The organism is Acidiluteibacter sp. (assembly GCF_055129545.1).
The window spans coordinates 261,587-275,703 of record NZ_JBSRUB010000026.1; the positions used below are offsets into that span (position 1 = coordinate 261,587).

Sequence of the window (14,117 nt, forward strand, 5' to 3'; positions counted from 1 at the left end):
AAATTGGATGATAAAAATTATTATAAATAGTGTAATGGCAGTCCCATAGAATATTCGGGATACCCAAACTTTAAACGTTGATTTTGGTTTATTTCCTTCTGTGTTGCAGCAGTCTTTCATTTCGCTTATTGTTTTACCTCTCCGCAACTAAGCATTGAGCTTCCGAAATATGGATTTTTTACTTCTTTTTCTTTACTCAGCCAATCCGCCCCTTTATTGTTGTTAGCCATTGGGCAATGTTGAATGTAAATGGGGTAATTCATCGGCTGGAAAGTTCCGTTCATTCCAATCATCGTTTGTGAAACGTTGATAAATGAATTTCGAATTTGTTCAATATCCTTGGCTTCATTTAGTTCAGATTTTAGTTCTTGATTGAAGTCCATCCAAACTTGGTGTGCTTCATCTTTAAATAACTTCATGTCGACCATTTTTAAGGATTTTTTGAGGTCGATTGTGGCTTGATTTGCCGTTGTTAAATCGTCTTCAGTCAGTGCATTCTTAAGCTTGAAATAGCTTTCATAAATTGGAATTAAAGCTGTTTTAGCAGGAGTGTTTAATACAATTTGTTGACTTTCCATTTCTTTAGAATCATCCATTATCATGCTTCCAACATCTTGGCCGTGATTGTGTCCCGTATTCATTTTTCCACCTTCTGGATTCATCATACTTCGTTTTCCAGCCAACTGAGCAGCAGCATCAATACTGAAAGTTCCATTTACTGCAATTTCTTCTCCTTCTACCAAACCATTTCTAATTACATAAGTTTCTCCAAGTGAAACACCCAAATCAACTTCTCTCATCTGGAAATGCATCCCATTTTCTGATGGTGTTTTTACATATACAACCGATCGTTCACCAGTCCACATTACCGCAGTTTTGGGTACTACAATTGTATTTTTATTTAATTGTAAATCGCTTTCAATTGTTGCTGTAACTAGCATCTCAGGTTTTAATTTCAAATTGGAATTGTCAATATCAATTCTAGCTTTAGCTACTCTTGTTTTCGGATTTATAATTGGATCAATGAAATTTATTTTTCCTGTAAATGTTTCATTCGCAAAAGCTTTTATTTTAAAGCTGACCTGATCGCCTTTACTTATCCAAGCCAAGTCGCTTTCATGAATATCCAATAAAACCCAAAGTTTAGTCAAATCAGCAACTTCGTAAAATGGAGCACCTTGTTTAATATAGTCTCCTCTGTTTGCCATTATTTCAGTTACTACACCATTTAAGTCTGATAAAACAGAGAATTGATCTATTGCAATTCCTGATTTTATAAATTCATTGATTTGTTTGTCAGACAATTTCAAATTCTTCAACTTTTCTTTTGAAGCCTTTAATAATTCTGGTTGCGATTCTCTATTTTGGAAAGCTATCAAAAGCTCTTCTTGAGCAGTTACTAATTCCGGAGAATAGATGGTTGCAATGACTTGTCCTTTATTGACTGTTTCTCCTGTGAAATTTATTTTTAACTGTTCAATTCTACCCGAAACATGCGCAGTTTGCGAAAATACAGCTCGTTCATCAGGGGTAATTTTTCCTGTTAGCCTAATTTGCTTAATCGCACTTCCTTTACTCACTATAGCTGTTTGCACATTGGCTAACTGCATTGCTGTCGGCGACATTCTAATCGCATCAGGGTTTTCTTCATTCCCAATATCTGTCGAAAGTGGAATTAACTCCATCCCACAAATCGGACAATCTCCAGGTTCATTCTTTCTTATTTGAGGATGCATGGAGCAAGTCCATATTTCGTCTACCAATTCAGAGTCATGGTTATGAACTTCTGCTTCATTTTGTTTTGAATCACTGAAAAGTAGCCAACCGAATAGCAACCCAACCAATAAGACTGTAAGCAATTGAAATGCTTTATTTTTTAATATATTTTTCATAATCATATTTTTTTTGTCCAATTTCTAACCTCTAACCTCTAACTTCTAACTCCCAAAGGTTAAGTACTCTATTTCAGCCAAAGCCACTTGATAGTTTTTTTCAGCAGTAGCTCTAGCCATTTGGTATTTTAGTAATTGTTGTTGCATTCGTAAAACCTCTTCAAAGTCTTTAGCAGAATTACTGTAAGAAGAATACAAAAGACGAATTAGTTGATTGGTTTTTGTAATTTGAGAATCATACAACTGGATTAAATCTGTCGACTTATTTAGCTGAAAGTATGCGTTTTCATAATTAGAAATCAGGTCGTTTTCAACTGCTTCTTTTCGATATTCAATCGCTTGCTGATTTAATTGAGCTTCTGATATTGCAGCCTTATATTTCTTTCTAAATATGGGCAGACTCACCGAAACCATGGGCATGAATGCATCTTTTCCATTATTGGCAACCGACATATCAGTGCGTTCTCCAATAAAAGCGTAATCTAAACCCACTCCAAATTGAGGTAAAGCATTCCGTTTAGCTAGTTTCTCGCTTTCAAGCGTCGCTTTTTTCTGAATTTCCAATGATTGAATCATCGGATTTCCTACTAAGAGACTGTCTCTTCGGTAATCTAATCCCATCAAAGAACTGTTGATGGTATCAGGAATTTCGATGGACATGGTATCTGATCGATCTAATAACTGATTGAATCGAACCTTTAATGGAGTCAGTTGATCATTTAAAATTTTTAATTCGGTTTCTGCATTTTCAATCATGATGTCTACTCGGATGACATCAGCCAATGAACCACGATTGTTTTCGTATGCTGATTGAGCCAATCGTTTGTAGGTTTGCAATATTTGTAGATTATCCTCTAAAAAATGGTGCTGCCTTTTAACTTCATAAATCGGGTAGTAGGCCTTATTTACATCCCAATAAAGCTTATTCCTTTCGTTAATGAATGATTGATATTTTGCTTCCGCCAAATAAGTCGCAATGTTCGCTTTTGCCTTGTAAGTGCCAAACCATGGAAATGTTTGTGTTAAAGAAATTTTAGCACGCTGTGGACCGACTCTAGTTTCAATTGGACTAATAAAGTAGCCAAATGATAACCGAGGGTCTGCAAACGCATTCACTTGATTGACTTGTTGCAATGCTACTTCAAATTCAGTGTAAGAAGCCTTTAAACTTGGGTTGTTCTCTGCTGCAATCTTTATGTAATTGTCTAATGGCTTTTGTGCATAAGTAGACTTTGACGTAATGATTGAAATTAGGATGATTATGATACAAGACGTTAGAAGTTGGAAGTTAGATCGAATCTTACTTCTCCAAGGCTTTTCAGTGTCGAGCCTCAAACTTCTAATGCTTGATTTTATGTTTATTTTTTTCATATTAAAATTAATTTTCTTCAATTTCTAACCTCTATTTCCCAGCATTCAATTTTCTCTCCTCTCTCCAGCTGTAAAGCACAGGTACTATAAAGTAAGAAATCGAAGCAACGACCATTCCTCCAAAAGCAGGGATAGCCATTGGAATCATAATATCAGCTCCTCTACCAGTTGAAGTCAAAACAGGTAAAAGTGCAATGATGGTGGTAGCAGTGGTCATGATGGCAGGCTTGATTCGTTTTAAACCAGCTTCTCGAACTGCTGCTCTGATTTCGCCAATACTTTTGGTTTTATTTCTTGCCATACTCTGGTCCAGATATGTTCCGATAAGTACTCCATCATCAGTTGCGATCCCAAAAAGGGCAATAAAACCTACCCAAACTGCAACACTTAAATTGATGGTATGCATCTGAAAGAGGTCTCTCATATTCATTCCAAAAAAGGAAAAATCAAAGAACCAATTTTGACCATAAAACCACAGCATCATAAATGCTCCACTAAAGGCCATTGTTATCCCTGCAAAAATCATTAGCGATGTTGTGATAGAACGAAATTGAAAATATAAAATCAAGAATATGATGACCAAAACCAAAGGAACGATAATGGACAGTCTTTTTTCGGCTCGGATTTGATTCTCATAGCTTCCTGAGAATTTAAAACTGATGCCTGCAGGTACAACCAATTCCCCATTTTCAATCTTTTGCTGAATTGCCATTTGTGCATCCTCTACAACTTCAACTTCTGCATAGCCATCTCTTTTGTCCAATAATACATAACCGACCAAAAATGTGTTCTCACTTTTAATCATTTGTGGGCCTTGTAAATATTCCAAATCAACCAAATCGCCCAAAGGAATTTGAACGCCAGTTGGCGTAGCGACTAGAATATTTTTCAATGCACTTGGGTCATCCCTTAATTCTCGCGGATAACGAACCCTTACCGGAAAGCGTTCTCTTCCTTCTACAGTTGAGGTAATTTGCATCCCACCAATTGCAACTTCAATGGTTTGCTGAACATCCTCAACGCTTAAACCAAAACGAGCAATTGCATCTCGATCTATATTTAAATGGATATAGGGTTTCCCTACAATTCGATCGGCAAAAACGGCCTCCTTTTTAACAGATGGAACTTCCTTTAATATGGTCTCTAATTGCTGTCCAAAGTCTTCGATTGTTTTAAGATCAGGTCCATATACTTTAATTCCCATTGGAGCTCTCATACCAGTTTGAAGCATCACCAATCGAGTTTCTATGGGTTGAAGCTTAGGTGCTGAAGTAACTCCGGGAATCTTAGTTACTTTAATAATTTCATCCCAAATGTCATCAGGGGATTGGATTTTCGCTCGCCAATTCCGATAATAACTACCATCTTGATCTTCTATCAAATATTCTTTAATTGAACCAAGTTTAATGGTTGGTATTTCTTGAGTCTGAAATTGGAAGTTAGCAGTTAGACGGAATGTGTCTTTCTCATTAGCAATCCAATTCTTCTCTTTATTCAACTTCCAACCTCCAACTTCTAGTTTCCAACTTCCACTTTCTAACAAATAATTTCCATCCTCATCTACTTTAAATCGTTGGCGATGGCCTTTCTGATTTACCTCGTATTCTGGTTTGTAATTGATGATTGTTTCATACATAGATATAGGAGCCGGATCTAATGCTGATTCTACTCTTCCCATTTTACCAACAGCCAAATCTACTTCAGGAATATTGGCTAACAACATATCCAACTGCTGAATCACTCGCTTGTTTTGCTGAACTCCTGCATGAGGCATTGAAGTTGGCATCAGTAAAAAACTTCCTTCATCCAGTGCTGGCATAAACTCTTTTCCTATTCCTGGGAATGTTTCCTCGGCGGCCACCCAAGTGGATGATTCTTTGATATTCCAACCTGCCTTTTCGGCGGTAGTGGCAACAAATCCAAATACTCGATTGAAGCCCAACCATGCCATTGCAGCAAATAGTATAATAACTATTGGAATGCTCAGAAATTTCTTTTTATTGGCTAGACACCAATCTAATATGTTGACATAGTATTTTTCTAACAAAGCGAATAGCCCCAAAATAATAACCAGCAACGTAACCACAAAAATGAAATTACTAGCTAAAGATTTACTAGCTCCCAATGGCATCCAATATTCAGCTAGAATCCAAGTCACTGAAAAAAGTGCGATTATTACTGCAGCATTCTCAATGAACCAATTGTTGGATTTTCCATATTCTTTCAAAAACCAAACAGCACCAAATGCGAGAAGGGTTAATCCTCCCCAAAGCGAAATGAATGTTGCAATGAGCAAACCTCCGATTACCAACAGAATATTGAATATGATTCCTTTTTTATTTTTATTGATTTTAATTCCAAAAAACCATTGCGCAATTGATGGCAGAATGAATAAAGCAACAATTAAAGCAGCCAATAAGGCAAAGGTTTTGGTAAAAGCCAGAGGTCGGAATAGTTTTCCCTCAGCGGCTTGCATGGTAAATACAGGAATAAAACTGACAATAGTTGTAGCCACAGCTGTAACTATTGCTGAACTTACTTCTGCCGACCCTTTGTAAATGGTATCGATCAGCTTTTGTGCTTTGGGCGCCTCTTTTATGTGCTGAATTATATTTTCGGACAGTACTATCCCGAGATCGACCATGGTTCCAATCGCAATAGCAATTCCTGAAAGTGCCACAATATTTGCATCTACATTGAAGTAGCGCATGGCAATGAAAACCATTAATACGGCTATTGGCAATAAACTCGAGATAAGTATTGATGCCCTTAAATTGAGCACCATTACAATAACGACTAAAATGGTAATCAAAATCTCCAAAGAAAGCGCTTCTTCCAACGTTCCAATGGTTTCATGGATGAGTTCGGTTCTATCATAGAAAGGAACAATGGTCAATTGACTCACCACACCGTTTGCTAATGTTTTCTTGGGTAATCCTGAGGCTATTTCGTTTGCTTTTTCTTTTACGTTATTTATTACAGCCAAAGGGTTTGAGCCATATCGAGCCACCACCACGCCACCGACTACTTCAGCTCCATCCTTGTCTAACAAACCTCTACGATTAGCAGGGCCTAAACTCACCACTCCAATGTCTTTTATGGTGATGGGTACATTATCCGAAACAGCTACTACAGCTTTTTCAATGTCTTCGATAGATTTGATGTATCCCAAACCCCTAACTAAATATTCTGCTTGGTTGATTTCAATGGTTTTAGCACCCACATCACGATTAGACATTTTAACTGCATTCATCACTTTGCTGAGTGGGATGTCATAAGTTTGAAGAGCATTTGGATCAACATCTATCTGATACTCCTGTACAAAACCTCCAATGGAAGCCACTTCTGAAACTCCTTCAACGGCACTTAATCCGTATTTAACATAGAAATCTTGTACTGTTCTAATTTCGTGCAAATCCCATCCTCCAGTAGGATTGTTACTGCTATCTCGTCCCTCTAAGGTATACCAATATACCTGTCCTAAAGCTGTAGCATCAGGGCCTAAAGCAGGCTGAACATCTTGTGGTAATAAACCGGAAGGCAAGGAGTTTAGTTTTTCCAAAATTCTTGATCGTGACCAATAAAATTCGGTTTCCTCATTAAAAATGATGTAGATGCTTGACACCCCAAAAATGGATGAGCTCCGAATTGATTTTACACCCGGAATTCCTAATAATGCGGTGGTGAGCGGGTAGGTGATTTGGTCTTCAATGTCTTGAGGCGACCTTCCCATCCATTCTGTAAATACGATTTGTTGATTTTCTCCAATATCTGGAATAGCATCAACTGGCACTGGGTCAGAAGGAAGGAAATTAGTTTTCCAGCCAAATGGTGCAGTTACAATTCCCCAAGCAACTATTAGGAGAATAATTAGAATGGTTACTAACTTGTTTTCAAGAAAGTACCTAATTAATTTATTAAGCATATCAATAGATTATAATGATGAACAATGATTGTTCTTAGCTTTTAAAAAGCCTCACTTTGCTGTGAAATAGCAAAGTATCTATTGATTCTATATAAGGAAGGTTTGAAAAAGAATTTGAGTATTATTCTTGATTAGGGGGGGAGGAGAAATTTGAAAATCAGAAACACTTTCTTTTTCTAAAGAAAGTAGGCCAGAGGCAATCAGTGTATACAACTGAATGAATTCAACTTGATTGCTTGATACGTTGTTTTTCTGATTAAAATTATCCTTGACTTGAATAACTTGTGTTTGATCTTGACAACACGATTTTTTAGAAATATTTTTGGCTGAAGGTGAAGATTCACATTTCGCATTCATATTTTCCATGCCACAACTTAAATCAGCTTTAAGTAAAGAAACGGACTGTTTTGAAATAAGGCCTCCACATATATGCACTGATACGGCAAATCCCATTTGAGAGCCGAGCAACATAAAAGTTAAGAAAAGTGCCATTATTTTTTTCATTGCATCAAATATACTAATTATTGCATGAATTGATTTTATACTATTTTGATTAAAGTTTATAAGATTTGGAAAGAAAAAGTAAAAAAATATAAATCAAACTTTACTAAGCCTTACCTATTAGAATAGCTTCTCTTCTTTATTAGCTTTATGTAAACTAAAAAAATCGCCAATTACAATAGCTAAACCTTATGCGTTAGTAATATTTCTTTCCGTTTAAAGTTTCATAATTGATGATATTGAAAATAGAGCTAAGTCCAACAAAGTTGAACTTAACTCTACATTATGTTCTTTATTCTTCTTTAATAACTAAAGCATATACACAAGGTATTACTATCAAATTCAATAAGGTTGCAGTTAATAGACCTCCCAAAATTACAATTGCCATTGGACTCTGAATTTCATTTCCTGCTTCTTCACCCTTTAAAGCTAAAGGAATCAATGCAAGCCCTGTAGTAAAAGCAGTCATTAAGATTGGGTTTAAGCGATCTATTGCTCCTTTCTTTAATAACTCAATTCCCTTAATTCCTTGTATTCTTAGATCTTCGTAACGAGAAACTAACAGAATACCATTTCGGGTCGCAATTCCAAATAAACTAATAAACCCAATAGTTGCAGCTATACTGATGATACCCGAAGTAAAATAGACGATTAAAATTCCTCCAATTAGTGCTAAAGGCAAATTAATTAGTACAATAAAAGCAAGTTTCACATTCTTGAACTCGTAATACAAGAGTAAAAAGATGACCAATATTGCCAAAAATGCAGTTATTGAAAGTAACTGTGAGGCTTTTGCTTCACTTTCAAATTGCCCACCATATTCTACTCGATAACCTTCGGGCATTGCTATAGTAGAACCTACTATTCCTTGAATTTCAGTTACAACACTTCTTAAATCTCTACCTTGAACATTGGCCGCTACCACTATTTTACGTTGCACATCTTCACGGCTAATTGTATTTGGAGTACTTACAGAAGTTATGCTTGCCAATTGATTTAATGGAATTTGACCCTCATTAGGTAAACTAATCAATGCGGTTTCAATGCGTTCAAGTTCATCTCTTGAATCCTTTTTGAAACGAACAACTAAATCAAAATACTTTTGACCTTCATAAATTTCGCCTGCCTTTTCTCCTGCAAAAGCCATGTCAATTTGTTCCATCAAATTACCAACTGTCATTCCATGAGCTGCCAACAATTGTCTATTAGGTATAATTCTCAATTGTGGCACTTCTACTTGTTGGTCAACTGCAACATCAGCAATTCCTTCAATGGATTTTATGTTGGTCTCAATATTTTTTCCAACCTCAAAAAGCTTTTGTAAATCTGATCCAAAAATCTTTATCGCAATATTAGCACGAGTTCCCGATAGCATGTGATCTATTCTATGTGCAATTGGCTGACCAAGTGTAATGTTTACACCAGGAACTACACTCAATTTCTTTCGAACTTCCTCAAAATACTCTTCTTTGCTTTTCTCCACCAAAGTAAATGGAACATCAATTTCTGCTGCATTTACACCTTGAGCATGTTCATCTAATTCCGCTCTACCTGTTCTTCGAGTAACTACATTTACTTCAGGCATTTCTAGTAATAGTTTTTCAACTAACCTTCCTGTTTTATTACTTTCTTCCAAAGACATTCCGGGTATTCCAACCACACTAATTACCAATGAACCTTCATTGAATTCAGGCAAGAAACTTCTACCCAGTTGGCTAAAAAACACAAGACTTATTATGAAAGCTCCAACCGTTAAACCAATAATGGTTTTTGGAATTCTCAACGATTTTAGCAAGGTGGCAGAATACTTACTTTGCAGCCACCGTTCAACCTTTGTTCCTTCAGCTTGCTTTTTTAATACCTTATCGCTTTTCAATAAATAAGAACACAAAACAGGCGTAACAGTAACTGCTACAATTAAGGAAGTTAAAACCGAAGTTATAAATGCAATCCCTAAAGGTTGCAATAATCTTCCTTCCATTCCACTAAGAAAAAACAGCGGTATGAATGAAACAATAATGATTAATGTAGCTATTATGATCGAACTTCTAATTTCAACAGAAGCATCTTGAACGACTTTTAATATGGGCAATCTCTCGTCTTTGGGTTTCCTTATATTTTCTCGAAGCCGTTTAAATACATTTTCCACATCAATAATCGCATCATCTACTAATGCTCCAATTGCAATTGCCATACCACCCAAACTCATGGTGTTTATGGTGTACCCTAACAATTTGAGTACAATTATTGAAACTAATAATGAAATAGGAATCGCCAATAATGAAATTACTGTTGTTCGCCAATTCATCAAAAAGATAAACAACACAATCATGACAAAGAAAGCTCCTTCTAATAAGGTCTGATTCAAATTATCAATCGAAGATTCAATAAAATCGGCTTGTCTAAAAATGTGCTTTTTTATTTTAATATTCTTAGGCAAAGTCTTTTGTAAATCAGCAATCGCTTCATCCAACTTTTCAGTTAATTCAAGCGTATTTACATCAGGTTGTTTTGATATGGTTAATATAACCGCAGGGTTTACATTTAAAGAACCATCGCCAATTTTATCTGCTGCACCAATCTCAACAGTTGCCACATCTTTAATCTTAATGCTTTGTCCATTTACTTGCTTCAGAACTGCTTCTTCTAAATTTTCAATAGAATAAGCTCTTCCGCTTCCTTTTATAATGTATTGATTACCATGTTGATTTATAACTCCACCCGGAGCATTAACATTCGATTCCTCTACTTTTTGAAGTAACTCCCCAAGGCTTACATCATAGTATTTTAATTTCTCAGGATTTGCCAATACTTGGTATTGCTTGTAATCTCCTCCGATGACAATCACATTTGCTATTCCTCCAATAGATTTAATTCGAGGTCGAATAGTCCAATCCGACAAGGTTCTCAACTCCATTGGCGACAAACTATCAGAAGTAACACCCAAAAGCATAACTTCTCCCATTATAGAAGATATTGGAGCCATGGTAGGAGAACCAACGCCTGTTGGTAAACTTTCTCTAACCATTGGAATACGTTCGCTTACAATTTGTCTTGCTCTGTAAATATCAGTTCCCCATTCAAATTCTATCCAAACAATGGAAATTCCTGCTGCCGATGATGACCTTATTCGCCTTACATTGGGCGAGCCATTCATTGCGGTTTCAAGTTGATAGGTAACCAACCTTTCTACTTCTTCAGACTCCATTCCATGAGCCTCGGTTAAAATAGTAACCGTTGGTGCTGTGAGGTCAGGAAAAACATCTACATTCATGTTTTTTGCAATGTAAATTCCCGATAAACTCAACACCAATGCACCAAACAAAACCATTAAACGGTTTTGAAGTGATAGTAATAATATTTTATTTAACATCTTAGTTCGTTTTTAATGATCGTGACCATGGGCAGGAGCTTGTCCTGACATTGAAGCCATTTTTACTTGATAAGCTCCGTTTGTAACTACAACTTCGCCTGCCCGTAAACCATTTGTTATTTCTACATTTTTGCCATTTCGTTTTCCGATGATTACATCTCTTCTTTCAAAACTTTCTCCTGAAATCTGAACAATTACGGAGTACTTTCCATAATCCTCTAATAGTGCTGCTTCGGGAATACTTAACACTTTTTCTGATTGACCAAAAGCTATTTGAACGTTTGTAAAACTACCCTCCGGCATTTGTACCAATTCTTTCACTTTAGCAAATACTGAGACCAATGGTTTTTTACTGTTTACTTCCTTTCCAACAGAAAGTATTTCGCCATTGTTGGCCGATAAGCTTGACCAATTACCTGCTGATGGCTGATACCATACCTCTTTTATTTGCTCCTTAATTAAGCCATAATCTGAGCTAATTTGAATTTTCAAAACACTTGAGTTATGTTTTGAAATAGCTAAAATTGAAGCACCTTGCTCAACAAAATCTCCATTTTTTACAGCTATTGATTTTATGAATCCGTCAAAAGGAGCAACTAGCTTTTTGCCTCCATTTGAATATCCTGCACTTAGCGTTTCATAAGTTGATTTTGACACTTGGTATCTTTCTTGAACCTCTTCAAATTCAGACTTAGGAACTATCTTAGAATCGTATAACTGCTTCTTTCGGTCATATTCTGATTTAGCCTGTTCATATACGGCTTTAGCTTTTTGTATTTCTGCACTCAGATTATTAGTACTTAAATCAGAGCTATTTACTATCGCAAGAGACTGACCTTTTGTTATTTTACTTCCTTCAGTAAGGTTGATAGATAAAAAATCAACAATTCCATTAGTGGTTGCAACCATGGTTTTATAATCAGATGGGGCAATCTCCCAGATCCCTGAAGTGGGAATAATTTCATAGACTTTATCTCTGACAACAGGTGCCGTTTGAAAATCAATTTTCCATGCTTGTTCTTTCAAAAAAGTGATAGACCCTAGATTCTCTTCTTGATTTTTTAATGCCTCAATTGCACTTTCTAAATCCTCGTAAACAAGCACATCACTAATAATAATGGTATCTGAAATTGTAGGAGTTGTTAATTCAAATTTCAATTGATAAACACCTGCTTGTTGTGGTACTAAAGTGGGTTTAAAAATTCCTACGGATGCAGGACTGTCAACCGTTTGTCGAATGCCTTTCTCATTCCCAATTAAACTTACGGTTAAACTGCCTTCGGTCACTGCCTGGTGTTTTTCGATATAAGTAAAATGTGCCACAAACCTGCTTGCTTGTCCTACAATAAGTGCAGGAAATTCAACAAACAGTTCACTTTTATTTGTCCATACAGTATGCACTACTGAAGGCGTTTCTGTCGCAACGTGATTCCCTTCTTCATCATGTTCGTGTTCTTCTGATGATTGGCATGCTGTAAATGCAAGTGCCATTAATATTATTATATATTTCATGTCGTCAGTTTTTAATGGTTATGATTATGTTCTTTATCATGACTATGTCCATGGTCGTCGAACTTGGATTTAACTTGAACAGAATCTTTTTTAACAATAAATTTTTCTTGCTCGTTAATATGATTCTCTTCTTTTTCTATAATAAACTCTTCTTGTTCATGTGATTTATTATTTTCTTCATCACTATGCTGATGTTCATGTTCTTCATTGTTGTGCTCATGTCCATGCTCTTTTTCTGCATTGTTTGATGAGCAAGCGACTGAAAATATGACGATAATAATAAAGCTGATTTTTGATAATTTCATAATTGTATTTTTTAGATATTATAATTGGTATTTTAACATATCAGCTTTTTGCTGATGAAGTTGTCTTTCCATTTCTACCATTACATTGGTTGCCTCTTGGTAAAACTTTAACTCTATGTAGTATTCCATAAAGGATATTTCGCCCAATTCATACGACTTCAATAACAAGGCATCACTATTCAATCCACTTAAAGTTTCTTGATATTCTTTAAATTTTGATAGTAAGATGTCATACTCATTGTGCTGTTTTTCAAAATCAGAATAAAAGCGTAAAACTTGACTATTGGTGTTCAATTGATTAAAGTTATAGCTTGCTTTTGCTGCTTTAACTTTATTTCTATTGCTCCATAAGGGAATTGAAATACCACCATAAATTCCTGAATAATTTGAATTTGCAACCCCTTGATAGTTGAACCCTGCAGTTAAGTTGGGCAATGACTTTTGCTTATTGAGTTTTATATTTGCAAGTGCTATATCCTCTTCCTTTTGCAACAAAAGTATTTCGGGATCTAATTCTTTCTTTTTACTCCAAACTGAATCAATCGCAGCAATAGAAAGAGAGTTTGAATAGTCTGATTGTTTATAATTTAAAGCAATATTTCCATTTAAGTTTTTGAGCAAAAGCAATAAATTCTTTTGCTCCACTTCAATTTGTGACACTTTAAATTGTTCTTGAATCCAAGCTACTTTTGCTTTGTTGTAATCTAATATTCCAACTGCTTCTTTTTCATAAAGCTCCTTCAACTGATTAAAAACTTGCTTGGCTTGCTTAACTCTTTTTTGTTCAAGAGTTTCTTTTTTATCCCAATAAATTAGCTCTAAACAATGCTTTTTAGCAGTTAATAAAATAGCTTGCCGTTTAGAATTATATTCTAATTCAAGCTGAGTTTGTTGATTTTTTATAAGGCTCTTTCTTGAACTATAAACCGTCGGAAATTCAAAGGTTTGGAAGATTTGAAATTCTGAATAATTGCCTGTACTATGCTCTCCCAAAGGCAAATAAAAAGCTCCAAATTGAGGGTCAGGTAAGTTATTTGAAGCACTTAGTTCGAGTTTTTTACTCTCTATTAAGGATGAAAATGCTTGTAATTCTTTGTTGTTTCTTTCAACCTCTTGCAATACCTTTTCAATCTCGTTATTTTGGGCAAAAAGTCCATACGAAATAAGGTATCCGCAAAAAGCGAACACTATTTTTTTATACATGATTTTTGATTATAGGATGAATCAATAATATTCTA

The 14,117-nt window shown here is 35.6% G+C and carries 8 protein-coding genes; all 8 read right to left on the minus strand.

The window, feature by feature from the left end; translation table 11 throughout:
- Nucleotides 1–125: 125 nt before the first annotated feature.
- On the minus strand, nt 126–1,892 hold the full coding sequence (locus tag ACTB0X_RS13695; protein ID WP_463025606.1) for an efflux RND transporter periplasmic adaptor subunit: 1,767 nt from the start codon (nt 1,890–1,892) through the stop codon (nt 126–128).
- A 45-nt stretch (nt 1,893–1,937) separates the two neighbouring features.
- Nucleotides 1,938–3,263 carry a TolC family protein gene (locus ACTB0X_RS13700; RefSeq protein ID WP_463025607.1) on the minus strand — a complete coding sequence of 442 codons (1,326 nt, stop codon included), beginning with the start codon at nt 3,261–3,263 and terminating at the stop codon, nt 1,938–1,940.
- Nucleotides 3,264–3,294: 31 nt separating this feature from the next.
- On the minus strand, nt 3,295–7,188 hold the full coding sequence (locus ACTB0X_RS13705; RefSeq protein WP_463025608.1) for an efflux RND transporter permease subunit: 3,894 nt from the start codon (nt 7,186–7,188) through the stop codon (nt 3,295–3,297).
- A gap of 87 nt (nt 7,189–7,275) precedes the next feature.
- Entirely contained in the window at nt 7,276–7,692 is a 417-nt protein-coding gene (locus tag ACTB0X_RS13710) for an HYC_CC_PP family protein (protein WP_463025609.1), read from the minus strand.
- A gap of 289 nt (nt 7,693–7,981) precedes the next feature.
- Entirely contained in the window at nt 7,982–11,062 is a 3,081-nt protein-coding gene (locus ACTB0X_RS13715; protein WP_463025610.1) for an efflux RND transporter permease subunit, read from the minus strand.
- Nucleotides 11,063–11,074: 12 nt separating this feature from the next.
- Nucleotides 11,075–12,574, minus strand: coding sequence for an efflux RND transporter periplasmic adaptor subunit (locus ACTB0X_RS13720; protein ID WP_463025611.1), 1,500 nt, complete (start codon nt 12,572–12,574; stop codon nt 11,075–11,077).
- An 11-nt stretch (nt 12,575–12,585) separates the two neighbouring features.
- Nucleotides 12,586–12,879, minus strand: coding sequence for a hypothetical protein (locus ACTB0X_RS13725; protein ID WP_463025612.1), 294 nt, complete (start codon nt 12,877–12,879; stop codon nt 12,586–12,588).
- A gap of 18 nt (nt 12,880–12,897) precedes the next feature.
- On the minus strand, nt 12,898–14,082 hold the full coding sequence (locus ACTB0X_RS13730) for a TolC family protein (RefSeq protein WP_463025613.1): 1,185 nt from the start codon (nt 14,080–14,082) through the stop codon (nt 12,898–12,900).
- Nucleotides 14,083–14,117 lie beyond the last annotated feature (35 nt).

Excerpts from the sequence above, each read along its gene's own strand:
- ACTB0X_RS13695 (WP_463025606.1), bottom strand. The coding sequence starts at position 1,892 with ATGAAAAATATATTAAAAAATAAAGCATTTCAATTGCTTACAGTCTTA.
- ACTB0X_RS13700 (WP_463025607.1), bottom strand. The coding sequence starts at position 3,263 with ATGAAAAAAATAAACATAAAATCAAGCATTAGAAGTTTGAGGCTCGAC.
- ACTB0X_RS13705 (WP_463025608.1), bottom strand. The coding sequence starts at position 7,188 with ATGCTTAATAAATTAATTAGGTACTTTCTTGAAAACAAGTTAGTAACC.
- ACTB0X_RS13710 (WP_463025609.1), bottom strand. The coding sequence starts at position 7,692 with ATGAAAAAAATAATGGCACTTTTCTTAACTTTTATGTTGCTCGGCTCT.
- ACTB0X_RS13715 (WP_463025610.1), bottom strand. The coding sequence starts at position 11,062 with ATGTTAAATAAAATATTATTACTATCACTTCAAAACCGTTTAATGGTT.
- ACTB0X_RS13720 (WP_463025611.1), bottom strand. The coding sequence starts at position 12,574 with ATGAAATATATAATAATATTAATGGCACTTGCATTTACAGCATGCCAA.
- ACTB0X_RS13725 (WP_463025612.1), bottom strand. The coding sequence starts at position 12,879 with ATGAAATTATCAAAAATCAGCTTTATTATTATCGTCATATTTTCAGTC.
- ACTB0X_RS13730 (WP_463025613.1), bottom strand. The coding sequence starts at position 14,082 with ATGTATAAAAAAATAGTGTTCGCTTTTTGCGGATACCTTATTTCGTAT.